The organism is Neorhizobium descurainiae (assembly GCF_051400715.1).
GTDB lineage: Bacteria > Pseudomonadota > Alphaproteobacteria > Rhizobiales > Rhizobiaceae > Neorhizobium.
This window is the reverse complement of record NZ_JBLFFK010000023.1, coordinates 17,660-41,246: the sequence shown is the minus strand read 5'-3', so window position 1 is coordinate 41,246 and position 23,587 is coordinate 17,660. Positions and strand designations below refer to the sequence as shown.

Sequence of the window (23,587 nt, the reverse complement as noted above, 5' to 3'; positions counted from 1 at the left end):
CAAATGAAAGTTTTGACCATGCAAAATGACGTTAAACTCACCGATTTTCTGCGCGACAGGCATTCCACACCGGTTGCCCAGATCAAGGAGCCGGGGCCCTCGCAGGAGGAACTGGAGGCGATTCTGACCTTCGCGACACGTGTTCCGGATCACGGCAAGCTGGCGCCGTGGCGTCTGGTGGTCTATCGCGGCGCGGTGCGGAAGCGGCTCGGCGAGCAGTTCCTGGCGCTGGCGCTCAAGAAAACGCCCGATATGACCGCCGCCGCCCGGGAAGCGGAACTGACGCGTTTTTCGCGCGCGCCGCTGGTGGTGGCCGTCGTCAGCACCGCTGCGCCGCATGTCAAGATTCCCGAGTGGGAGCAGGTGTTGTCCGCCGGCGCGCTCTGCTTCAACATGTTGATGGCCGCGAACGCGCACGGCTATGTCGCCAACTGGCGCACCGAATGGGTAGCCTATGACGACGAGGCCCTCGCTCTGCTCGGCATCAAGCCCGGCGAGAAGGTCGCAGGTTTCATCCATATCGGTTCGAGCGATTTCCCGACGCCCGACCGGCCGCGGCCGGCGCTTTCCGAGATCGTCACTTACGCAGGCGAGCCATGATGTTCTACACCACCGACACCAATCAGCACGGGTTGAGGCACGATCCCTTCAAGGCGATCGTGGCGCCGCGGCCGATCGGCTGGATCGGCACGAAGGGCAGGGACGGATCGATCAACCTCTCGCCCTATTCCTTCTTCAATGTCGTCTCCGATCGGCCGAAACTGGTGATGTTCTCCTCCAGCGGCCGCAAGCACAGTTTGAAGAACGCGGAGGAGACCGGCGTCTTCACCGCGAGCCTTGCGAGCCGCCACCTCGCCGAAAAGGTGAACGCCTCTTCGGCAGCGGTTCCTTATGGCGTGAGCGAGTTCGAACTGGCGGGGCTGACGGCAAAGATGGCCGAGCTGATCGACGCACCTTACGTTGCGGAAGCCTACGCGGCGCTCGAGTGCCGCGTCACCCAGGTGATCCAACCCAAGGGGCTGGACGGCGAGGAGGCCGAAGCCTTCATGGTATTCGGACAGGTGGTCGGCATCCATATCAGCGAAGAGATCCTTCGCAACGGACGGATCGACATGAGCCTTGCCCGGCCGATCGCGCGCATGGGCTATCGGGATTACGCCGACGGGGGCTCCGACGTCTTCGAAATGGTGCGGCCGACAGGCGCGGAAGCCTGACCGGCAAAAACATGATTGATGATCGGAATTTGACGGTTTTGCCGGCTGAGCTTGCCGGCGAAACCGCTTTCTTGCGCAGTAAGGCATTCGGACCGGAAGGCTGTATCGTCATCGGTCGGTGAAACGGCATCCAGGGCCACGACGCCGGCGGCGGATGCGGCGAGCCCGATCGTCGCGCGGGCGAGGCGGGCGGTATCCGAAAACGGATCGCCCTGGGCTTCCCAGCCGATACCCTCAAGACGCGCACTGCAGCGCTCAAAACTCGCGGCCGCAAGCATGCCTGCGGCGTGGGCCAGCGCGACAATCGCCGTGCCGCCCGGCGCGCGGCCACCCCGTATCTCCTCGACTCTGAGAGCCACATCCAATCTCTGAACCTCGGCCCCGTTGCGGGCCCCGGACAGGAAGACCGAGGCAGCGCCCGCCCGAACAGCTCTCTCTGCAGCGATTTCGGTTCGTCCGGAAAGGAAAGGGGGAAGCAGGAAAGAGAGCGGCTGATCCGGCTCCATATCCACCCACACCCTGCAAAATCCCGACACCGCCTGCCACGACGCGGATGGACCCGTGAGATCGAGCAGGATCCTGTCCGCACCGGACGAATGGGCCGCCGCCGCGTCGGTGAACGGTTCGACAATCAGCCAGGAACGTGTTTTCAAGGGCTTCCGCATGATTAACAAACGTGGTGAACCAATCTTAAACTTTTCCAATCTAATGTAAGCCTTAACCGGCCAGGCGTTCACTGGCATGTGTTATCGGGGCTGGGTGTGATCGTACAAGCATTTCTTCGTTGGGCGGAAACCGCAAGGGTGGCCGACCGGGCCATGGCTGCCAACGCGCTGGGGCGAGCCTATCTCCACTCGCCGATGGCCGGAGAGCAGCACCGGGCCGCCGCGCTCGCCATGACCTATCTGCTCGACGATCCGTCACCGCGCGTGCGGCTGGCTCTCGCGGAAGCGCTTGCCGATTCGCCCGGCGCGCCACGTGCCGTCATCGTCTCGCTTGCCGAGGATCAGCCCGAAATCGCCTGCACGGTGATCACCCGCTCGCCTGTGCTCATCGAAAGCGACCTCGTCGATCTCGCCGGACGGGGCGACAGCCTGACCCGCGGGCTGATTGCCGCCCGGCCCTTTCTTTCACGCGGGGTCGCTGCCGCGATCGCCGAGATCGGCGACGAGGCGGAGGTGACCGTCCTGCTCGAAAACGAAACCGCTTCGATCACCCGTGTTTCGCTGAGGCGGATCGCCGAGCGGTTCGGCCATTGCAGCGACATCCGCAACCTGCTCCTGGGGCAGGAAAACCTGCCCGCGGATGCCCGCCATATGCTGGTCAGCCACATCACCACGGCACTGGCGAATTCCGGTCTGGTGCGCACCGTCATGGCGCCTGCACGAATCGACCACGTGACCCGCGAAGCCGGCGAGTCGGCCACCGTCGCAATCGCCGGCGCGGTGCCGCAGGAAGAGATCGCCGGCCTGGTCGAGCACCTGCGGGCGGGGGGGCGTCTTACACCCGCTTTCCTGATCCACGCACTCTGCACCGGCAAAGTGGATTTCTTCGCCGGCGCGATGGTATCGCTCTCCGGTCTCGACGAGCGCCGGGTGCGGGCGATCCTTGCCACCGGCCGCATGCATGCGGTGCGTGCGCTCTTTGAAGCCACGGGCCTTGGCCGCGATATCGCCGCCGTCTTCGTCGAAGCGGTCTTCCTCTGGAGAAAGGCTGCCGCAGCCGGCGCGCTCGGCAGCATCTCGGCATCGCTGATCGAGAAATGCCGCCGGCCGGACATGCCGCCCTCGCCGGCTTCCGAGCTTCTCGACATGGTCGAGAAACTGCACCGGATGGAGGTGCGGTTCAGCGCGCGATCCTATGCTAGCGACGTCTTCCTGGCGGCATGAGCCGTTCAGCGCTGGAGTTTCTTGGCGACCCAGGAATAGCTGTCCTCTACCAGGCGCACCGGCCTAGTCATCAGCGTCTTCACGCCTTCCGTCGTCGGCAGAACGGCCTTTACCCGATGGATTGCGCGCTCGGCCAGTGTTTCCCTTTCCTGCGGCGTGACTTCCTGGGACGGTACTGCGGCCGTTTGCTGAACCGGTTCAGGCGCGGGCGCGCCGGGCTTTGCCTGCGGCACCGGCGCGTTTGCGACCTCCGTCGCTTCCGGCTTCTGACACACCGCGATGATCATCGGATAGGGCTGGTTCACATAGCCGGCAAGCTGATCTTCGGAAACCGCATCGCACATTTCGATGGTCGGCCAACGGTTCTCGGCGGTCGCTATATAATGGCAGTCGGTTCCGGCGTCGTCGCAGCCGAGAATGGTCATGACGATGAGTGCGGCGTTCATGTCGTCCCCTGGATAATGGCGACCGACTTAGAGTGGGTAATCTTGACCCGATCAAGGCGGTTTTCTTCATCCAACGCGCCGTGATCGAAGCCTTTCGAAATTACCGGCCCGATCCGCTCAGCGTCTTCATGGAGAAGAGGCTTTCCTGACCACGGGGACCCCCGGCGGAAGATCCTGCACGGCCGGACCTTTGGCGAGATCGGCCGATTCCACCTCGGTGCTTTCGGCCATCTTCACCTCACGGATCCATTCGCGCCAGATCGAGACGAGGAGAGCCATCAGTACCGGACCGATGAAGAGACCGAGAAAGCCCATGGTGCTGACGCCGCCGACCAGGCCGAAGAAAGTGGGCAGGAAGGGCAGCTTGATCGGTCCGCCGACCAGGCGCGGCCTGAGCGTCTTGTCGACGATGAAGAGCTCCACCGTGCCCCATATGAACAGACCCGCGCCGGCGAAATAGGAACCGTTCGCCACCAGATAGAACGAGATCAGCGTGAAGGAGAGCGGCGCGCCGCCCGGAATGAGGGCCATGACGCCGGTGATCACGCCGAGCGTCACGGGCGAAGGGACGCCGGCGATGTAATAGGCGATGCCGAGCACGATGCCTTCGCCGATGGCGATCAGCGTCTGGCCCGTCACCGTGGAACTGATCGTGGCGGGGACGACGCGCGAGATGCGTCCCCAGCGGGCCGGCAGGATACGCTCGCCGAGAAGGTCGATCTGCTCGCTGAAGGCTCCGCCGTCGCGATAGACGAAGAACAGCGCGATCAGCATGAAAAGCAGCGTCAGGACGAGATGGAAGGCGCCATCGCCCGCCGCCACGATCGCCCGGTAGATATTACCGATATTGGCGCCGCTGACGATCTGGATAAGCTCGCCGATAGCTCCGGGCGCGCCGACATGCTGGACCCATTGAATGCCCAGCCATTCGCCGGCCCAGGGCAGGCCGGTGATCCAGGCCGGCGGCGGCGCGCCGAAACGGTTCACCTCGGCCGCCCAGACGATCCATTGACGCACTTCGCCGGTCGTATAGGAGATCGCGATCCCGATCGGAACGATGAGGAATGTCAGGATGAAGACGATCGCGAGCGAGGCGCCGAGCGTCGTATTGCCGCCGATGCGGCGCAGGAGCTCGCGGTAGAGCGGCCAGCTTGCAAACCCGATCACCAATGCAGCAAGGACCGGCACGACGAAACCGTGGAAGAAATAGATGCCGGCGGCGGCGACCAGCACGAGAAGCCAGCGCGCCGCGGAAATTGGCGGAATGAGCGCAATCCGGCTCGGCGCCACCGGTCCAAGCCAGCGCGGCTCTTTCGGCCCTTTGCGATCGTTGTTTCCGCTCACCACAGATCCTTTTCCGTTTTCGCCATCATATGGCTTATGAGGCTTCCTGGCACAAGAGTAACCGCCAGCCTTTAAAGGCAAGCTTACGACCTAGACCGCAGATGCGATAGAAATATGAAATCTTCCTCCGGCCAAAACCGGAAGTAGATGCAAACGTTCCTGATGAGGCTCTTTTTAGCCCCGATGGAATGGAAAAGGTCTTCGCACAGCCAACAGCCGGCTCAGATATCCAGGTTTTCGGCGAAGGCTGCACGCTCCTGGATGAAGCGGAAGCGGGCATCTGCCTTGGTGCCCATCAGGTTGTCGACCGCCTCGCGGGTGCCTTCGAAATCCACGTCGTCGATCGCCACGCGCAGAAGCGTGCGATGGGCGGGATCCATGGTGGTTTCCTTCAACTGCGCCGGCATCATTTCGCCGAGGCCTTTGAAGCGGCCGATCTCGACCTTCTTGCCCTTGAACACCGTTTCCATCAGTTCCGCCCGGTGGGCATCGTCGCGAGCATAGACCGTCTTGCCACCCTGGCGCAGGACGTAGAGCGGCGGAACCGCCAGGTAGAGGTGGTTGCCGCGGATCAGCTCGGGCATTTCCTGGTAGAAGAAGGTGATGAGCAACGAAGCGATATGGGCGCCGTCGACATCCGCATCGGTCATGATGATGACGCGCTCGTAGCGGAGGTCCTCCTCGCGGTATTTCGTCCGCGTGCCGCAGCCGAGCGCCTGGATCAGGTCGGCGATCTGCTGGTTGGCCGACAGTTTTTCCCGGCTGGCGCTGCCGACATTGAGGATTTTTCCACGGAGAGGAAGGATGGCCTGGTTGGCGCGGTTGCGGCCCTGCTTGGCCGAGCCGCCGGCCGAGTCACCCTCGACGATGAAGAGCTCTGCGCCTTCCGCCGTGCTCTGCGAGCAGTCGGCGAGCTTGCCGGGGAGGCGGAGCTTGCGGACCGCCGTCTTGCGGTTGACTTCCTTCTCCTTGCGGCGGCGCAAGCGTTCTTCGGCACGCTCGATGACCCAGTCGAGAAGCTTTGCGGCTTCGGCGGGATTGCCGGCGAGATAGTGGTCGAACGGATCGCGAAGCGCGTTCTCGACGATGCGCTGGGCTTCGACGGTGGCGAGCTTGTCCTTGGTCTGGCCGACGAATTCCGGCTCGCGGATGAAGACCGACAGCATGCCGACCGCCGAAATCATCACGTCGTCGGTGGTGATTTCCTTGGCGCGCTTGTTCTGCGTCAGCTCGGCGTAATTCTTGAGGCCCTTGGTGAGCGCGATGCGAAGCCCGGCCTCATGCGTGCCGCCTTCGGGTGTGGGAATGGTGTTGCAATAGGAATGGACCTGCGGATCGCCGCCATACCAGGTGATCGCCCATTCGAGCGCGCCGTGGCCGCCGGTCTTTTCCGTGCGACCGGCGAAGATTTCGCGGGTGACGGTGAAGTCCTTGCCGAGGGTGGCGGAAAGATAATCCCTCAGGCCGCCCGGGAAATGAAAGACGGCCTTTTCCGGGATTTCGCCGCCGGCGGGCACGACGCCCGGATCGCAGCTCCAGCGGATCTCGACACCGCCGAAGAGATAGGCCTTGGAACGCGCCATGCGGAAGATGCGGCCGGCATCGAACCTGGCATGCTCGCCGAATATCTGCGGGTCGGGATGGAAGCGGACCCTGGTGCCGCGGCGGTTCTGTACATCACCGAGCTGCTCCAGACCGCCCTGCGGAACGCCGCGCGAAAAGCGCTGGCGATAGAGTTTGCGGTTGCGGGCGACCTCGACTTCCAGAAGGTCCGACAAGGCGTTGACGACCGAGACACCGACGCCGTGCAGACCGCCCGACGTCTCGTAGGCCTTGCCGTCGAACTTGCCGCCCGCATGCAGCTTGGTCATGATGACCTCGAGGGTCGACTTGCCCGGCACCTGCGGGTGGTTCTCGACCGGAATGCCGCGGCCGTTGTCCGTGACGGTCAGGAAGCCTTCGGCGTCGAGATGCACCTCGATGAAGTCCGCATGGCCCGCGACCGCCTCGTCCATGGAGTTGTCGATGACTTCGGCAAAGAGATGGTGCAAGGCCTTTTCGTCCGTGCCGCCGATATACATGCCCGGGCGCATGCGCACCGGTTCGAGCCCTTCGAGCACACGGATCGAGGAGGCGCCGTAATCGTCGCCGGAAGATTGCGACGGCGCAGGGCGCTGCGTCGGAGACTCGGCCCGGGCGGCAGGCGCGGGTTCGACGGCGACCGGCTTCGACGTCATAGGCAGGTCGGCGAAAAGGTCGTTATTGTCATCCATCGGCTCAGTCGGTACTACCTGTCGGGGTGCGGAGGAGGAAGCCATATCCATCCCATGCTGTTTCGAATCACACGCGATTCTGCCAGAAAGCGGGCTTTTTCGCGATGCCGCAAGGAAACGGCCTTTTTCAGCAATGCTTTGCCGATACCGCAATAGCAAGATTCGACCGACCCGGAAGACCGATGAAAGAAATCATGTCCACAATTCATTTCGTCTTCGGCGCGGTTCTTGCAGCTCTCGTCACATTCGGCGCCCTGCCTGCAGCCGCTCAGGAAGGTCCGATCAAGCCGTTCAAGGACGACCTGTTTTCCCGTCAGACGGTTCTGAAATCGGCCGACGGCGGCGCCTACGAGGTGATCGACTATCAGGAGATGCGCGACATCAACGGCCGCGACCGGGAACCGGAGCGGCGCGTCAAGGACGCCTATGTCTCGCCCGGCGTGCGGCGCCACCAGGAGAACGAGACGCTCGATCTTTCCGGCCGGAGGCTCGATGTCACCAGGGTGGGACAGGCGAAGGGCGCCGCCTTCACCGTGATCTTCATCCACGGCCGCGGGGGAGACCGGCGGCTCGGCGTCCACGACTACACGTTCGGGGGCAATTTCAACCGGCTGAAGAACCTCGCCGTCGCCAATGGCGGCACCTACTATTCGCCGAGCGTCACGTCCTTTGGCGACAAAGGCGTGGCCGATATCGCCGCATTGATCCGTTATGCCCGTGAACAGTCCGGAGGCGGGCCGGTCATCCTCGCCTGCGCCTCGATGGGCGGCCTGATCTGTGAAGGGATCAGCCGCGACGGCCAGGCGGTGCGCGACCTCAAAGGCATGGTGCTGCTCGGCGGCCCGCCGGATCCCGGCCTGCCCGCGAGCGCTTTGGCAAAGCGCAAGGTGCCGATCTATTTCGCCCATGGCAGCGCCGACAGCGTCTACAAGGCAGGAGAGCAGGAGGCGGTCTATCGCAAGCTGAAGAGCAGCGGCTCTCCCACCCGCTTCACGCTGTTCGAGACCGGCAGCCACGGCACGCCGATCCGCATGGTGGACTGGCGAAAGGTGCTGAATTTCCTGCTTTCCGCCGGCTGAGGAGGCAAGCGTTAACCAAAGTCTTGAACCAAGACCCGTCTTTTGCGTACCAATTCAGGCTGGATGCGTCTAAACAGGTTCCCGTATATGTGGAGGTCCGGTTTCTCGACGAAAGAAACCGAATAGAGAGAGGACATATCTGCCGATGACGCCCGATGTTCGCCCGCTCGTTGCCGGAAACTGGAAGATGAACGGCACCCGCGAGTCCCTGACCGAGATCAAGGCCATGGCCGAAGGCGTTCAGGGCGCATTGTCCGAAAAGGTCGACGCGCTGATATGCCCGCCCGCGACGCTCATCTATGTGGCGACCGCGCTTTCGACCGACAGCCCGCTGATGATCGGCGGCCAGGACTGCCACCAGAACGTTTCCGGCGCCCATACGGGCGACATCTCGGCGGAAATGATCGCCGACTGCTTCGGCACCCATGTCATCGTCGGCCATTCGGAACGCCGCGCCGACCATGCCGAGACCGATCACCTTGTCCGCGCCAAGGCCGAAGCAGCCTATGAAGCGGACCTGACCGCCATCATCTGCGTCGGAGAAACGGCGGACGAACGCGACGCCTACCAGACGCTCGACGTCCTGAAGCGCCAGATCTTCAACTCGGTTCCGGAGGCGGCGACGGCGTCCAACACCGTGATCGCCTACGAGCCCGTCTGGGCGATCGGCACGGGGCTCACGCCAACCGTCGAAGACGTCAAGATCGCCCATGCCTTCATGCGGGCCGAACTCGTCATGCGTTTCGGCGGAGAAGGCAAGCGCATGCGAATCCTCTATGGCGGCTCGGTGAAGCCCGGAAATGCGCGCGAGCTGATGGGCGTCGAGAACGTGGACGGCGCCCTCATCGGCGGCGCGAGCTTGAAAGCCGCCGATTTCCTCGCCATCTACCGGGTCTATGAAGAGCTGATCGCCTAAAGCTTTCAGAAGGGCTTGGAATGCGCGCGGCTCTCATGTAAAGAGCCGCCAACCTCATTGTTGCTTCCCGTCGCGGAGGCATGGATTTTGATATGCAGACCGTTCTGATCGTCATTCACCTCATGATCGTGCTCGCGCTTGTCGGCGTGGTGCTGATCCAGCGTTCCGAAGGCGGCGGGCTCGGCATCGGCGGCGGCTCCGGCTTCATGTCGGCGCGCGGCACCGCCAATGCGCTGACCCGCACCACCGCGATCCTAGCGACGCTCTTCTTCATAACCTCACTGGCCCTGGGCATCCTGGCGCGCTACGAAAGCCGCCCGAGCGATATCCTGAACCGCATTCCGCAGGGACAGCAGGGGCAGGGCGGCGGCATTCTCGACCAGCTCGGCCCGGCGCCGGCACAGCCGCCCGCACCTTCCGACAACGGCGTTCCGTCCGGTTCCGGCGCGGCAGCTCCGGCTCCCGCAGCCCCTGCGACCGGCAACGCCCCCGCGACGGGTGCGGCTCCGGCGACGCCGGCTGCACCTTCGGCGCCTGCCGCTCCGGCCGCGCCTTCGGGTGTCCCGACCGGCCAGTAAGGCTTGGGTCAAAGCTTCAAGCTCCGGCAGGCCAAAAGCCTGCCGGTTTTATTTTGGGAAGATTCCACAGCCGTTTTCTTAGAAGCGGATAATTTGTGCTGGCGGAATCACGAATGAAAAGGTATCCGGTGACTCCCATGGCGCGATATGTATTCATCACTGGCGGCGTGGTTTCCTCCCTCGGAAAAGGAATTGCGGCCGCAGCACTTGGAGCACTGCTGCAAGCCCGGGGCTACCGGGTGCGGCTCAGAAAACTCGACCCCTATCTGAACGTCGATCCGGGCACGATGAGCCCGACGCAACACGGCGAGGTGTTCGTGACCGACGACGGTGCGGAGACGGATCTCGATCTCGGCCATTACGAGCGCTTCACCGGGCGTTCGGCGACCAAGACCGACAACATCACCACCGGCCGCATCTACAAGAACATCATCGACAAGGAACGCCGCGGCGACTATCTCGGCGCGACCGTCCAGGTGATCCCGCATGTCACCAACGAGATCAAGGACTTCGTCACCGAAGGCAATGATGACTACGATTTCGTCATCTGCGAGATCGGCGGTACCGTCGGCGATATCGAGGCGATGCCTTTCCTCGAGGCGATCCGCCAGCTTGGCAACGACCTGCCACGTGGCACGGCAGTCTATCTGCACCTGACGCTGATGCCCTACATCCCGGCGGCCGGGGAGCTCAAGACCAAGCCGACCCAGCATTCGGTCAAGGAACTGCAGGCGCTCGGCATCGCTCCGGACATCCTGCTCGTGCGCGCCGACCGCGAAATTCCGGAGGCGGAACGCCGCAAGCTTTCGCTCTTCTGCAACGTGCGGCCGTCTGCGGTCATCCAGGCGCTCGACGTCGCCAACATCTACGACGTGCCGATGGCCTATCACAAGGAAGGTCTCGACAACGAGGTGCTGGCGGCGTTCGGCATCGAGCCCGCGCCGAAGCCGCGCCTCGAACCCTGGGAAGAGGTCTGCAACCGCATCCGTACGCCGGAAGGCGAGGTAACGATCGCGATCGTCGGCAAGTACACGGGTCTCAAGGACGCCTACAAGTCGCTGATCGAGGCGCTGCATCACGGCGGTATCGCCAATCACGTCAAGGTCAAGCTCGAATGGATCGAGTCGGAGATCTTCGAAAAGGAGGATCCGGCGCCCTATCTGGAAAAGGTCAACGGCATTCTGGTGCCGGGCGGTTTCGGCGAGCGCGGCTCGCAGGGGAAGATCAACGCGGCACGTTATGCGCGCGAAAAGAAAGTGCCGTATTTCGGCATCTGCTTCGGCATGCAGATGGCCGTGATCGAGGCGGCGCGCAACCTTGCCGGCATCGAGAAGGCCTCGTCGACCGAATTCGGCCCGTCCAAGGAGCCGGTCGTCGGCCTGATGACCGAATGGGTGAAGGGCAACGAGCTGGAGAAGCGCAGCGCTTCGGGCGACCTCGGCGGCACGATGCGCCTCGGCGCCTACAAGGCGGCGCTGAAGAAGGACACCAAGATCGCCGACATCTATGGCTCGACCGACATCTCCGAGCGCCACCGTCACCGCTACGAAGTGAACATCGACTACAAGGACCGGCTGGAAAGCTGCGGGCTGGTGTTCTCGGGCATGTCGCCGGACGGCCTGCTGCCGGAGACGATCGAATATCCGGACCATCCCTGGTTCATCGGCGTACAATACCATCCCGAACTGAAGAGCCGGCCGCTCGACCCGCATCCGCTCTTCGCAAGCTTCATCGAAGCGGCGCTGGAGCAGAGCCGTCTGGTGTAACCGTCCGCTCAGGCGCCTCTTCTCTCCATCCGTGATATTTTTCGTGCGGCGATGTTTCCGCGCCCGCGGCGGGTGCGGCATGGCTTGCATTCCTGGCAGTGCCGTGTTCGGATCGCGGGATTTCATCGGACCGGTTTGAAATGAGTATTTTCGACAGATTTTCCTTAGGCGGACGGGTAGCGCTGGTCACGGGCGGCGGGAGAGGGCTCGGCTTCGAGATGGCCCGGGCTCTCGCCGAGGCAGGCGCCCACGTGGTTCTCACGGGGCGAACTGCCGAAACGCTCGATAGAGCCGTAGCGGCAATCGGGAGCGCTGGGGGCAAGGCGCAGGCGGCTGCCTTCGACGTGGCGGATATCGACGCGGGCCGGGCCGTCATCGCCGATATTCACAGGGCGCACGGCCGGCTGGATATTCTCGTCAACAATGTCGGCGCCCGCGACAGGCGTCCGCTCGCCGCGTTCGGCGATGGCGAAATCCTCGATCTGATCCGGACGGACCTCCTTTCGGCGATCTCGCTGTCGCGCGATGCCGCGGAAATCATGAAAGGCGCAGGGCCATGGCCGCCTGATCGCGGTCACGTCGATCATCGGCGACATGGCGATGCCCGGCGACGCGATCTACCCGGTCGCCAAGCAGGGAATGACCGGCCTGGCGCGCAGCCTCGCCGTCGAATACGGCGCATTCGGCGTGACGAGCAATGCGATCGCGCCGGGCATGTTCGCGACCGAGACCAATGCCGCCCTTTCCGAGAATCCGGACATGATCGCCTTCGCGCGCCGGCGCGTGCCCCTTGAGCGATGGGGCCGGCCGGAGGAAATCGCAGGTGCTGCGCTTTTTCTCGCAAGCGACGCCGCCTCCTTCGTCAACCGCCATGTGCTGACCGTCGACGGCGGCATGTCGGTCCGGATGTAATCGACCTCTTTACGCCGCCTGATGGATCGGCCCCACATAGACCGAGCGCGGACGGATCAGCCGGCCTTCGAGCGCCTGTTCGCGGGCATGCGCGATCCAGCCCACCGTGCGGCCGATCGCGAAGACGCCGGTAAAGGCTTCGCGCGGGAATTTCAACGCATCGAGCAGCAGGGCCGTATAGAACTCGACATTGACGTCGAGCGGCCGGTCCGGCTTGCGCTCTTTGAGAATGGTAAGTGCCGCCTGCTCGACGGCTTCCGCGAGCCGGATGCGGCCGTGGTCGACCTGACCGGTTGCCGTCAACGGCTTCAAGGCTCCCTTCAGCGCATCGGCGCGCGGATCACGCACACGGTAGACCCGATGGCCGAAGCCCATCAGCCGCTCGCCCCGATCAAGTGCCCGGGCGAGCCAGGCTTTTGCGTCGGCTTCCGCACCGACAGCCTCCAGCATGTCGAGCACCGGACCCGGGGCGCCGCCGTGCAGCGGCCCCTTGAGCGCGCTGATCGCCGCCAGCACGGAAGAGGTGAGGCCGGCCTTGGTGGAGGCGATGACGCGCGAAGCGAAGGTCGAGGCATTGAGCCCGTGGTCGGAGATCGTCACCAGATAGGCATCCAGCGCGGCTACCTGCTCCCTGGAGGGAAGGCTTGCATTCAGCATGGCGAGAATATCGGCGGACTGGGAGAGAGCGGGGGTGGGCGCCACCGGGGCTTCACCCTTCCGCAGCCGCAGCACAGCCGGCAGGAAGACGGCGGGTGCCGCGAGCAGCCGGAGCGCCGTCTCGGAATCCTCGCCATCCGGCAGCCTCGCGATCAGTGCCCGCATCGCATCGACCGGCGGCAGTTTCGACAGCGCCTCGTCCATGGCTTGGACATGGGTGAAAACCTCGGCTCGCATCCGGCCGAGACGTACCTTCAGGTCGCCGACCGCGGCGGGACGGTCCAGCAGGCCGTCGAGCAGCAGGGCGGCCGTATCCTCATAGGTCGCGCGTCCGACGAGCCGATCCAGGGATATGCCGCGAATGATCAGGCGGCCAGCCTCTCCATCCACATCCGACAACCGGGTTTCGGCGGCGACGACGTCTTCAAGTCCATTCTTCATGGGTGTTTCTCCTTTACGAAAGAGATGATCGGACCTAGTCTTATTGACGTCAATCTTGATGCAATCGATCAATATGAACACGCTCTGGATCACTGCCGAACAGGCGCTCGCCCTTCTTGGGACCAAATCGCAGACGCTCTATGCCAATGTCAGCCGCGGGCGCATTCGTGCAAAGCCCGATCCCGGCGATCCGAGGCGAAGCCTCTATCAGGCCGACGACGTGAAGCGGCTGGCGGAGCGCCATGCCGGGCGGCGGCAATCGGCGGCGGTGGCGGCCGAAGCGATCCGCTGGGGCGATCCGGTGCTGCCAACATCGATCTCGACGATCTCGGACGGAAAGCTGTTCTATCGCGGCCGCGATGCGGTCGAGCTAGCCGGCCATGCGACATTGGAGGAGATCGCCGCGCTTCTCTGGGATAGCGAAAATGTCGGCGTGGCCGTGGGAGAGGAGCGCGGTGCGTCGCGCATGGCTGCGGCCTTTGCGGGGCTCGCCGCGCGCGTGACGACCGACCTGCCGGCGCTTGGCCGAAGCTCCGCCGTTCTCAAGGCCGAGGCGGCCGGCGTGCTGTCGACGGTCGCAGCGGGGCTTGCGCCCTGGCGCGGCGATCCCGTGCCGCTGCATCTGCGGCTGGCATCGGGCTGGCAGCGGCCGGAGGCGGCCGAGCCGATCCGCAAGGCGCTGGTGCTGGCAGCCGAGCACGAGCTGAACGTTTCCGCCTTCGCGGCCCGTGTGACCGCGTCGTCAGGTGCGGCTCTTTCCGCAGCGGCGCTGTCGGGGCTAGCCGCGTTGACAGGACCGAGGCACGGCGGCGCGTGGCTGAGCGTGACGCGGCTCACCGAACAGGCGGCATCGCTCGGGGTGCGCGAGGCTATCCGTGCAACCCTTTCTTCGGAAGGGACGGTCAGGGCCTTCGGCCATCGGCTCTATCCGCAGGGCGATCCCCGCGCGAAGGCCCTCATGGCAAGTTTCGACGCGCCGGCGATTTACGGTTCACTCGCGGAGGCAGGAGAGGAGTTGCTTGGGGAACCGGCCAATATCGATTTCGCGATTGCCACGCTTGCCGCCACCTTCGCGCTTCCCGAAGAGGCGCCGCTCGTCATCTTCGCGCTCTCGCGCACGACCGGGTGGCTCGCCCACGCCATGGAGCAGATCGAAGGCGGGCACCTGATCCGGCCGCGGGCGCGCTATATCCAGACAACCGGCCTTTCCGGAGGCTCGGACCTGTAGGGCTCTCCGCGGCAGAGGAAAGAAGCGCCGCCTGAGAGCCCGCACTTTTCGGCTACGAGCGGCCGGCCTTCAGCGTCTTCGTCCACCAGGCGAGATCGTCGAACATCAGGGCCGCCTGCTGCTTCAGCACCTCGAAATCCGCGAGCGTCTTCTCACCCTGCAAGACAGCTGCGAACTGATCGCGCGAGATATGCACTGCCGCGCGGAGCGCCGCCATCTGCAGTTCGATGCAGATCAGGCGAAGCTGTTCGACGGCACGGGCGCCGCCGACACCGCCATAGGCCACAAAAGTTGCCGGCTTGCGGATGAATTCCGGATAGACGTAGTCAAGCGCATTCTTCAACGCGCCGGAAATGCTGTGATTATATTCCGCGGTGATGAAGATATAGCCGTCCAGCGAGGCGATCTTCGCAGCCCATTTCTGGGCAACCGGATGGGAGGAAGGGGTCCTGGCCGGAGAAACCGGCTCCTCGAAGAACGGCATCGGATAGTCGCGCAGATCGACCACCTCGAAATCGAGATCGCTGCGTTCGCCGGCGAGCGACGTCAGCCATTCGACGGGCTTGTCGGCGAAGCGGGTGGGGCGGGTGGTGCCCACGATGATGCCGATCTTCGGGTTGGACATGTAAAACCTCCTGACAGGTTGCGGATATGAATTTTCCGGGCGCTGTCGCCTTTCCATGTCACCACGTTGCGACAGCCGGCGAGATGGATTTGAAGGGTACGAACGTTCCGGAGAGATGAAACCCGCCGGTTTTAGCGGCTGCGGCAAGCCGCTCCTAGCCCATTGAATCGATAGGCATCCATCGAACATCTCGATAAATGCAAGCTCAAGGGCGTATGAGCAATATGGGGCAGGGGGAACCGGCCGGCAGTTCCGGCGCATGCGGCGGGCGAATAATGAGGCCGTCGGAATGGGCGAAGATATTCATCATCGACGAATCCTGCTTCTCGAATGCCTCGGCCATCAGGTTGCCGTCGCGATCCTTCGAGAGCCTGGCGCGAAGATAGTCCTGGCGCTGATCGTTGGCGGCGAGCGTCTTGGCAGTGACGCCCTGCACCTCGCGGCGCTTCTCTGGCAGGCGGGCGAGCTTTCTCACCAGCGGCTCAAGGAAGAGCATGCCGGTGACGAGGCTTGCGACCGGATTTCCCGGCAGGCCGAGAACCTGCATGTCACCGAGCCGGCCGACCATCAGCGGCTTTCCCGGCCGCATGGCGATCCGCCAGAAATCGAGTTCCATCCCGGCACCTTTCAGCGCCGCCTGGACGAGGTCGTGGTCGCCGACCGAGGCGCCGCCGAGCGTCACCAGCACGTCAATCTCGGCGGCACGGACCTTCTCGATCGCGGCGGCGATCTCCGCATGGTGGTCCTTGACGATGCCGAAGTCGAGAACCTCGCCGCCATTGTCGCGCACCAGAGCCGAGACCCCGAACGTGTTTGAGGCGATGATCTGCGCTGCGGCGGGCACGCCGCCGGGCTGGATCAGTTCATCGCCGGTCGCAAGGATAGCGACGCGCGGCCGACGATAGACGGAAAGCTCCGGGTGGTTCATCGCGGCTGCGACGGTGAGATGCGAAAAGTCCAGCACCGTGCCGGCGGACAGCACGGCGTCGCCCTCGGCGAAATCCTGGCCGCGCGGTCGGACATGCCGACCCCTGGTCACCTCGAACTTGGTGCGGATGCGGTCGCCTTCGAGCCTTTCGGCGTCCTCCTGGATAAGGATGGAATCGGCTCCCTGCGGCAGCGGCGCGCCGGTGAAGATGCGCACGGTCTCGCCCTTGCCGAGCGTGCCTTCGAAGGCATGGCCCGCGGCAGCGCTGCCGATGACTGTCAGTTCGGAGCCAACGGACGGGGCGTCTTCGGCCCGCAACGCATAGCCGTCCATGGCGGAAGCATCGAACGGCGGCTGGGTGAGGCGCGCTTCGACGTCGGCTGCCAATACCCGGCCATTCGCCTCTCCGAGCGGTACGGCCTCGGCCGCTTCGATCGGGTTCGCCTTGTCCAGCAGACGGCTTTTTGCTTCTGCGACGGGCAGCAGTGCCATTCCTTAGCCCTCCGCCCGGTAGGTTCCCGATTTGCCGCCGGTCTTTTCAAGGAGACGGATGCCGCCGATCTCCATGTCCTTGTCGGCCGCCTTTGCCATGTCGTAGATCGTCAGGCACGCGACGGAGACGGCGGTCAGGGCCTCCATCTCGACGCCGGTCTTGCCGGTGAGCTTCGCCGTCGCGGTAACCCGCAGGCCGGGAAGCGTCTCATCCTCGGCGATCTCGACCGAAACCTTCGTCAGCATCAGCGGATGGCAAAGCGGGATGAGATCCGAGGTCTTCTTGGCGGCCATGATGCCGGCGAGCCGCGCCGTGCCGATGACATCGCCTTTTTTTGCATTGCCTTCGCGGATGAGCGCCAGCGTTTCCGGCCGCATACGAACATAGCCTTCGGCAGTCGCCGCCCGGCTCGTCTCGGCCTTGTCGCCGACATCGACCATATGCGCCTCGCCGGAGGCGCCGATATGGGTGAGGCCCGCCATCATTCCGCCGCCAGGGTGGCGGCCTCGCCGGTCAGAAGCAGGCGGGTCGCGGCGGCCACGTCATCCTTGCGCATCAGGCTCTCGCCGACAAGGAACGTGTTGATGCCGACCTGTCTCAAACGCCGGCAATCCTCATGGGTGAAGATGCCGCTTTCGCCGACGAGCAGGCGATCGGCCGGCACCATGGGGGCCAGTTTCTCGCTGGTCTCCAGGCTGAGCTCGAAGGTGCGCAGGTTGCGGTTGTTGATGCCGATCAGCGGCGAGGGGAGTTTCAGCGCCCGCTCCGTCTCCTCGGCATCATGCACCTCGATCAGCGCGTCCATGCCAAGTTCGGCCGCGACGTCATACAGCTCGCGCGCTTCGTCGTCCGAGAGAGAGGCCATAATGAGAAGGATGCAATCCGCACCCCAGGCGCGGGCCTCGTGGACCTGGTAGGTCTCGAACATGAAATCCTTGCGCAGCGCCGGCAGCGAACAGGCATCGCGTGCGGCCGTCAGGAATTCCGGCGCGCCCTGGAAGCTCGGCTTGTCGGTGAGCACCGAAAGACAGGCGGCACCGCCGGCCTCGTAGGCGGCAGCAAGCGCAGGCGGATCGAAATCCGGTCGGATAAGGCCTTTCGACGGGCTGGCCTTCTTGATCTCGGCGATCAGGCCGAAGCTGCCTTTATCCTGCTTCGCCTTCAGGGCACGGTAAAAGCCGCGCGGAGCCGGCTGATCGGCGGCACGCGCCTTCAACTCGGCGAGCGGCACGCTTGCCTTGGCGGCCGCGATCTCCTCACGCTTGTAGGCCTCTATCTTCTTCAGGATATCCGTCATCACCTCAATCCTTGTCGTTCGAGACGGCGACCAGACGGTCTAGCGCGGCCGCCGCTTCACCGCTTTCGAGCGATCGGGTGGCGAGCCGCATGCCGTCGGCGATCGTCTCTGCCTTGCCGGCGACCACGAGAGAGGCGGCCGCGTTGCAGAGCGAGATATCGCGATAGGCATTTTTCGCACCGCCGAGCACCGCGCGCAAGGCGGCTGCGTTGGCAACGCCATCGCCACCCCTGAGTTCGGCGAGCGTCGCAGGCTGCACGCCGAAATCCATCGGCGTCAGCTCGAAGGAACGAATCTTGCCGTCTTCCAATGCGGTCACCTGCGTAATGCCGGTGGTGGTGATCTCGTCCATGCCGTCGCCATGCACAACCCAGACAGTCTCCGAGCCCAGATCGCGCAGCACCTCGGCGATCGGTTCAAGCCATCTCGGAGCGAAGACGCCGAGAAGCTGGCGCCTGGCGCCTGCCGGGTTGGACAGCGGGCCAAGGAGATTGAAGATCGTGCGCGTACCGAGCTCGACGCGGCTCGGGCCGACATGGCGCATGGCCGCATGATGCATGGAGGCGAACATGAAGCCGATGCCGGCCTCCGTGATGCAACGGGAAATCAGGTCCGGGCCGATCTCCAGGTTGACGCCCAGCACCGACAGCGTGTCTGCGGTGCCGGATTTCGAGCTCAGCGCCCGGTTGCCATGCTTGGCGACCGGGACACGGCAGCCGGCGACGATGAGCGAGGCGAGGGTGGAGATGTTATAGGTGCCGAGACCATCCCCTCCGGTGCCGACGATGTCGATCGCGTCCGGGGGGGCTTCCACAGGCAGCATCTTGGCGCGCATGGTGGCGACGGCGCCGGCGATTTCCGCCACCGTCTCGCCGCGCACGCGGAGCGCCATCAGAAAGCCGCCGATCTGCGATGGCGTCGCCTCGCCGGACATCAGGATATCGAAGGCGTCGCGCGCCTCCTCGCGGCTCAGGCTCTCGCCATTGGCGACCTTGGCGATAAGAGGTTTCAGCTCAGGCATACGCGGCTCATCCTTACCCGTCGTCACTGGAGCATGACCTGATTGACGACCGCCTGGTTGATGGAGACGCCATAGCTGTCCTTCAGGCTGTTGACCATCTGGTCGAGCATGTCGTCGCCGGCGTCATCGGCCATGCGCTGCAACTGCTCGTCGCCGGACAGGGCATCGGTCGTCGTCTGATCGACGGCGGTCACCTTCATCAGCAGGCGGCTTTCGCCATCCGCACCGAGCGCAGTGGCGGTGGTGTCGACCGGGCCGGCGAAGGCCGCGGCAATGGCCTCGTTGCCGAAGATCGCATCCTCGGCGCCGCGACGCAGGCCCTGCTTGTTCTCGACGGCAAGGCCAAGCTCGCCGCCGATCGCCGCCAGCGTCTCGCCCTTGTCCAGGCGGCCCTTGAGCTCGTTCGCCCTGGCGGCCAGCGCCTGGCGCTGCTGGTCTGCGGTCCAGTCGGCGACGGCCTTGTCGCGCACGTCGGCCAGCGGGCGTTCGCGTTCGGGGACGATGTTACGGACCTCGAACCAGACATAGCCGTCATTGCCGAGGTTCACCGGAATGGTATCGGCGCCGGGCTCGGTACGGAAGACCTCGCCCAGGAGCTGGTTGGAAGCCGGAAGGTCGGAGATCCGCTGTTCCTGCTCGTTGTTGCCCGAAGCGTCGGCAGTCACCGTGACGGCCTTGAGGTTCAGGGCCTTGGCCGTGTCCTCGAGCGTGGTACCGCCGCTGCGCATGTCCTCGAACCGGTCATGGACGCTCAGGACTTCCTGGGAAGCGGCGGAAACCGCAAGCCGCTGGCGGATCTCCTCCTTCACCTCGTCGAAGGAGCGCACGGTTTCCGGACGGATATTGTTGACGCGCAGGATGACCGGGCCGAAGGTGCCGTCGACGACCGGCGTTGTGCCACCGTTCGCCGCGACCTTGAAGGCGGCGTCCGCGAAGGCCGGATCGGGAACGTTTTCCCGGGTGAAGTCGCCGAGCAGCACATCCGACGCGGTCTTGCCCTGGTCGGTGACAAGCTGGTCGAAGGTCGCCGTGCCATCCTTGAGCTGGGTTGCGGCCGCCTCGGCCATTTCCTTGTCGGGGAAGGGAAGCTGTTCGATCGTGCGGGTCTCGTGGGTCTTGTAGCGGTCCTTGCTCTTCTCGTATTCCGCCCGCACCTGGTCGTCGGTGATCGCGGACGCGTCGGCGATGTCGGCAGGCTGCAGCTTCACATAGGCGAATGTGCGGTATTCCGGCGCGCGATAGCGGGTCTTCACGCCTTCGAACCAGGTGGATAGCACGTCGTCGGCCGGCGCCTTGACCGGGTCGATATTGGCATTGGAGAGCAGGAGATAATCGACGGAACGGCTTTCGTCGCGATAGGCCTTCAAGGCGTCGACAAGCACCTGCGGCGGCTTGAAGCCGTCGGAGACCGCCTCGACGATCTGGCTGCGGACCGCGACCTTGCTGCGCTCCCGGATATAGTCGTCCTCCCGAATGCCGGCATTGCGCAGCCTGGAGGTGAAGAGGTTGCGGTCGAACTGGCCGTTGACGCCCTTGAAGGCGGGATCCTCGGCGACCAGGTTGGCAAGCCGGTCTTCGGAGAGACCGAGGTTCATGTCGTCGGAAAGCTGATCGAGCGCGGCACCGGCGGCAAGCTGGGCGAAGACCTCGTTTTCGACGCCGAAGGCGCGGGCCTGTTCCGCAGTAAGCTGCGTGCCGAACTGACGGCTCAGATTGGCGATCTGGCGCTGATAGGCGAGGCGGAATTCCTCAGTCGATATCTGCTGATCCCCGACGGTCATCACGGTATTGCTGTTCGTCGTCAACACGGTGTAGGAAACACCCCAGACGCCGAAGGAAACGACCAGAAGCAGAAGCAGCGCCTTGGCGACCCAGGAGCGGGCGGCGTCTCTGAGGGAATCGAGCATGGATCAACACACCTTGCAAACAGTCTTGCGCAAACAGTCTTGCCGCCTTCAAGCGGCGGATCGAAGGACTGTCTCTAAATCAAACCGAGACGGAAATGAAGGCATGCCCGCGGAAAAGCGAATGATGATGTTTCAGGCGCGCCTGGCGGGTTTTGCGGCTGACGAAGCCGGGCCGGCGTTCAGGCGGTCGGCGAGGGCTTCCGCGTCCCGCGGGGCACGAACCTTCACGTCATTGTCGAAATAGACATAGACATCCCGCCCGTGGGCGCGCGGCGGGGAGGGCGGGCCGACGCGCAGCGCTTCCCTTGGGTCTCGGCCCCTGACCCACTGCCGGATCAGATGCGCCCAATCGTCGAGCGCCTTGTCGTCGTAACCGCTCACATAGAGTTGTTCGGAACCGTGCAGCCGGCAATAGACGAAATCGGCCGTCAGATCCATGAGAAGCGGCCATTCGACGGTGTCGGCCACGACCAGACCCGCTTGGTATTCCCGCAGCAGGTCGATGAACTCCTGAGAGCGAAAGCTGTCATGTCGGATTTCCAGCGCATGCCGCATCGGCCGTTTCGCATCGGTTTCGACATAGGCGCGGTCATCGAGCCGCGAATCGTGTTTCCGCGCCAATTTCGCAGCTTCCTCGGTATCCTTCGGCAGCAGTTTCAGGAAGGTTTCGAAACGATCCCGATCGAACGTCATCCGCGGCGGAAACTGCCAGAGAACGGGGCCGAGCTTCCTGCCGAGGCGGAGGACGCCGGAGGCCAGAAAATTGGCAAGCGGCGTTTCGATATCGACGAGGCGGCGCATGTGGGTGATATACCGCGAGGCCTTGATCGCGAAGACGAAATCGTCCGGCGTCGCGTCGTACCAGGCGGCAAAGCTTTTCGGGCGCTGAAGCCCATAGAACGTGCCGTTGATCTCGATCGAGCGGAAATGCTCGGCCGCATAGGTCAGTTCCTGCTTCTGCGGCAGGCCTTCGGGATAGAACACGCCGCGCCAGGGCTTGTAGGTCCAGCCCGAAATGCCGATCCGGATATTGCCCGAATGCTTCTTCATCGCACCACCTGAGATCACGACGATCCGAACGTTGCGACGGCGCGGTGGTTCCCGGGACCGGCTATTTGGTGAAGATGAAGAAGGCGCCGAGCGCGATGAAGCCGAAGCCGACGATCTGTTTCCAGTGGATCGTCTCACCGAGATAAAGCACGGAAAAGACCACGAAGACCGAGAGCGTGATGATCTCCTGGATGGTCTTCAACTGGGCTGCATTGAAATAGCCGTAGCCGATGCGGTTGGCCGGCACCTGCATGCAATATTCGAAAAAGGCGATGCCCCAGCTCGCCAGAATGACGATGTAGAGCGGCTTGTTCTCGAATTTGAGGTGGCCGTACCAGGCAAATGTCATGAATACGTTCGAAAGGATCAGGAAACCGATTGTGAGGAACGGGACGGCGGTGGTGGGCATGGCAGCGAATCCGTGGGAGGGGAGATGCCCTACCGCAATCACGTTCGGCCCGGAAACACAAGCGGCGGCCGGTCCGCCGGCAGAGGGGAACGGGATATCTGCGCGCCGGCGGTGGAGCCGGCAAAACGGCAATGCTGCCTGAGCGGGCATTCCCGGCAGAGCGGATTGTCGAAGCGGCAGAAGAGCTGCCCGAGACGCTTGGTGAGGACATGGAATTCCGACAGCTCGAAAGCCGTCCAATCCGGCACCGCGGCCATGACCGCGTGATAAGCCGTCGCGATGTCGGCTCGCGGGCCGACTACACCGAAGCGGGCCAGCACGCGCAGCACATGGGTATCGACAACGAAGGCCGGCATGGCGAGCGTGCTGAAATTCAGCGTCGAGGCGGCCACCTTGGGGCCGACGCCGGGCAGGGCTTGCAGCCAGGCCAGCGCTTCCGGAACGGAAAACTCCTTCAGGAACGAAAGATCGAAATCCCGATGGTCCCTGGCGATCAGGCCAAGCGAATCCTTCACATAAAACGCCTTGTCCTTCGCATGGGTGACGTCATTGATCGCGCGCTCGATGCCGGCGACTGGTGCGCCGGCAAGATCGCTCCACCGCGGATAACAGCTGACGAGCTTCTGATAGGCCTTGAGCGAAACCTCGTCCTTCGTCCGGCTGCTGATCATAGACTTGATGAGCTGGCCGACCGGCTCGCGGACGTTATGCGGCCGATAGCCGGCAAAGGCCGAGCGCAATCCTGCGCGCATCAGCGAGATATCCGTCGGAGCTCCGAAGTCAAAGGCGAACTGCATGCCTCATGATAGAACAAAACGAGAACAACGCAAGTCCTTATCCCTGACTCCGGTTGCTCAGAAGAAGAAGGGCATGGACAAGGACCGCGAACAAGCGCTCGGCTCACGCAACGGAGCCTGACGCTGCGTCAATGCACGGTTTCGCGTCTGATCTCGTCCTCGAGCGTGCGGAAAGCTTCGTAAAGCGCCTCGACCAGGATATCGGTCAACTTGTCGGGGTCATTGTCCTGCAGGAACAGCGCGATCGCCTGTTCGGAGGGTTGGCTTATCGAGGTGGTTTCGTTCGACATATCATTGTCTCCAATCACGACCGGATC

General features: G+C 63.8%; 23 protein-coding genes and 1 pseudogene. 9 read left to right on the top strand and 15 right to left on the bottom strand.

Annotated elements, in window-relative coordinates; genetic code table 11:
• The first annotated feature begins 18 nt into the window (after window positions 1-18).
• Together ACMGE0_RS27755 and ACMGE0_RS27750 are read left to right on the top strand one after the other, a co-directional pair.
• On the top strand, window positions 19-600 hold the full coding sequence (locus tag ACMGE0_RS27755) for a nitroreductase family protein (protein ID WP_436819115.1): 582 nt from the start codon (window positions 19-21) through the stop codon (window positions 598-600).
• The gene (locus ACMGE0_RS27750) at window positions 600-1,214 is read left to right on the top strand and encodes a flavin reductase family protein (RefSeq protein WP_436819182.1); all 615 of its coding nucleotides are present in this window, start codon (window positions 600-602) and stop codon (window positions 1,212-1,214) included. Before ACMGE0_RS27755 ends, ACMGE0_RS27750 begins: the two co-directional genes overlap by 1 nt.
• Here the strand turns inward: ACMGE0_RS27750 and ACMGE0_RS27745 are convergent.
• Complete coding sequence (locus tag ACMGE0_RS27745; RefSeq protein ID WP_436819114.1) at window positions 1,154-1,918, bottom strand: hypothetical protein; 765 nt, start codon at window positions 1,916-1,918, stop codon at window positions 1,154-1,156. The two genes, ACMGE0_RS27750 and ACMGE0_RS27745, sit on opposite strands and share 61 nt — an antisense overlap.
• Before the next feature lie 114 nt (window positions 1,919-2,032).
• On the opposite strand from ACMGE0_RS27745, the gene ACMGE0_RS27740 reads away from it, so the two are divergent.
• Entirely contained in the window at window positions 2,033-3,103 is a 1,071-nt protein-coding gene (locus tag ACMGE0_RS27740; protein ID WP_436819181.1) for a DUF2336 domain-containing protein, read from the top strand.
• A gap of 5 nt (window positions 3,104-3,108) precedes the next feature.
• On the opposite strand, the gene ACMGE0_RS27735 is transcribed toward ACMGE0_RS27740, so the two are convergent.
• The 3 genes from ACMGE0_RS27735 to parE form a co-directional block, all read right to left on the bottom strand.
• Window positions 3,109-3,549, bottom strand: a complete 441-nt coding sequence (locus tag ACMGE0_RS27735) for a hypothetical protein (protein ID WP_436819113.1) — start codon at window positions 3,547-3,549, stop codon at window positions 3,109-3,111.
• Window positions 3,550-3,675: 126 nt separating this feature from the next.
• Entirely contained in the window at window positions 3,676-4,893 is a 1,218-nt protein-coding gene (locus ACMGE0_RS27730; protein ID WP_436819112.1) for an AI-2E family transporter, read from the bottom strand.
• A 221-nt stretch (window positions 4,894-5,114) separates the two neighbouring features.
• Window positions 5,115-7,166: a DNA topoisomerase IV subunit B gene (gene parE, locus ACMGE0_RS27725; RefSeq protein WP_436819111.1), complete on the bottom strand. Its 2,052-nt coding sequence runs from the start codon at window positions 7,164-7,166 to the stop codon at window positions 5,115-5,117.
• 194 nt (window positions 7,167-7,360) lie between these two features.
• Here parE and ACMGE0_RS27720 point away from each other — a divergent pair, with 194 nt between their 5' ends.
• From ACMGE0_RS27720 to ACMGE0_RS27700, 5 genes and pseudogenes are all read left to right on the top strand, one after another.
• Entirely contained in the window at window positions 7,361-8,245 is an 885-nt protein-coding gene (locus tag ACMGE0_RS27720; RefSeq protein ID WP_436819110.1) for an alpha/beta hydrolase family protein, read from the top strand.
• Window positions 8,246-8,390: 145 nt separating this feature from the next.
• Complete coding sequence (tpiA, locus tag ACMGE0_RS27715) at window positions 8,391-9,161, top strand: triose-phosphate isomerase (protein WP_436819109.1); 771 nt, start codon at window positions 8,391-8,393, stop codon at window positions 9,159-9,161.
• A 92-nt stretch (window positions 9,162-9,253) separates the two neighbouring features.
• Window positions 9,254-9,739: a preprotein translocase subunit SecG gene (gene secG / locus ACMGE0_RS27710; protein ID WP_436819108.1), complete on the top strand. Its 486-nt coding sequence runs from the start codon at window positions 9,254-9,256 to the stop codon at window positions 9,737-9,739.
• Between the two features lie 128 nt (window positions 9,740-9,867).
• The gene (gene pyrG, locus ACMGE0_RS27705) at window positions 9,868-11,505 is read left to right on the top strand and encodes a CTP synthase (RefSeq protein WP_436819180.1); all 1,638 of its coding nucleotides are present in this window, start codon (window positions 9,868-9,870) and stop codon (window positions 11,503-11,505) included.
• Window positions 11,506-11,645: 140 nt separating this feature from the next.
• Window positions 11,646-12,417: pseudogene (locus ACMGE0_RS27700) on the top strand (SDR family oxidoreductase).
• A 9-nt stretch (window positions 12,418-12,426) separates the two neighbouring features.
• On the opposite strand, the gene ACMGE0_RS27695 reads toward ACMGE0_RS27700, so the two are convergent.
• Window positions 12,427-13,515 carry a citrate synthase/methylcitrate synthase gene (locus ACMGE0_RS27695; protein ID WP_436819107.1) on the bottom strand — a complete coding sequence of 363 codons (1,089 nt, stop codon included), beginning with the start codon at window positions 13,513-13,515 and terminating at the stop codon, window positions 12,427-12,429.
• Between the two features lie 58 nt (window positions 13,516-13,573).
• Here ACMGE0_RS27695 and ACMGE0_RS27690 point away from each other — a divergent pair, with 58 nt between their 5' ends.
• The gene (locus ACMGE0_RS27690; RefSeq protein ID WP_436819106.1) at window positions 13,574-14,743 is read left to right on the top strand and encodes a citrate synthase; all 1,170 of its coding nucleotides are present in this window, start codon (window positions 13,574-13,576) and stop codon (window positions 14,741-14,743) included.
• Window positions 14,744-14,795: 52 nt separating this feature from the next.
• Here ACMGE0_RS27690 and ACMGE0_RS27685 read toward each other — a convergent pair whose 3' ends face one another.
• The 10 genes from ACMGE0_RS27685 to ACMGE0_RS27640 all read right to left on the bottom strand — a co-directional run bounded on the left by ACMGE0_RS27685 (window position 14,796) and on the right by ACMGE0_RS27640 (window position 23,560).
• Entirely contained in the window at window positions 14,796-15,368 is a 573-nt protein-coding gene (locus tag ACMGE0_RS27685; protein WP_436819105.1) for an NADPH-dependent FMN reductase, read from the bottom strand.
• 205 nt (window positions 15,369-15,573) lie between these two features.
• Window positions 15,574-16,788: a molybdopterin molybdotransferase MoeA gene (locus ACMGE0_RS27680; protein ID WP_436819104.1), complete on the bottom strand. Its 1,215-nt coding sequence runs from the start codon at window positions 16,786-16,788 to the stop codon at window positions 15,574-15,576.
• 3 nt (window positions 16,789-16,791) lie between these two features.
• The gene (moaC, locus tag ACMGE0_RS27675) at window positions 16,792-17,271 is read right to left on the bottom strand and encodes a cyclic pyranopterin monophosphate synthase MoaC (protein ID WP_436819179.1); all 480 of its coding nucleotides are present in this window, start codon (window positions 17,269-17,271) and stop codon (window positions 16,792-16,794) included.
• Window positions 17,271-18,086 (bottom strand): indole-3-glycerol phosphate synthase TrpC, encoded by an 816-nt coding sequence (gene trpC / locus ACMGE0_RS27670; RefSeq protein WP_436819103.1) that lies wholly within the window; start codon window positions 18,084-18,086, stop codon window positions 17,271-17,273. Before trpC ends, moaC begins: the two co-directional genes overlap by 1 nt.
• 4 nt (window positions 18,087-18,090) lie before the next feature.
• The gene (trpD, locus tag ACMGE0_RS27665) at window positions 18,091-19,107 is read right to left on the bottom strand and encodes an anthranilate phosphoribosyltransferase (RefSeq protein ID WP_436819102.1); all 1,017 of its coding nucleotides are present in this window, start codon (window positions 19,105-19,107) and stop codon (window positions 18,091-18,093) included.
• Window positions 19,108-19,130: 23 nt separating this feature from the next.
• On the bottom strand, window positions 19,131-21,014 hold the full coding sequence (locus tag ACMGE0_RS27660) for a peptidylprolyl isomerase (RefSeq protein WP_436819101.1): 1,884 nt from the start codon (window positions 21,012-21,014) through the stop codon (window positions 19,131-19,133).
• A gap of 132 nt (window positions 21,015-21,146) precedes the next feature.
• A complete protein-coding gene (locus tag ACMGE0_RS27655) occupies window positions 21,147-22,064 on the bottom strand; it encodes a DUF72 domain-containing protein (protein WP_436819100.1) in 918 nt (305 codons plus the stop codon).
• Between the two features lie 61 nt (window positions 22,065-22,125).
• Complete coding sequence (locus tag ACMGE0_RS27650; protein WP_436819099.1) at window positions 22,126-22,473, bottom strand: DMT family protein; 348 nt, start codon at window positions 22,471-22,473, stop codon at window positions 22,126-22,128.
• A gap of 38 nt (window positions 22,474-22,511) precedes the next feature.
• The gene (locus ACMGE0_RS27645; protein WP_436819098.1) at window positions 22,512-23,225 is read right to left on the bottom strand and encodes an endonuclease III domain-containing protein; all 714 of its coding nucleotides are present in this window, start codon (window positions 23,223-23,225) and stop codon (window positions 22,512-22,514) included.
• Between the two features lie 173 nt (window positions 23,226-23,398).
• Window positions 23,399-23,560, bottom strand: a complete 162-nt coding sequence (locus ACMGE0_RS27640; protein ID WP_436819097.1) for a hypothetical protein — start codon at window positions 23,558-23,560, stop codon at window positions 23,399-23,401.
• Window positions 23,561-23,587 lie beyond the last annotated feature (27 nt).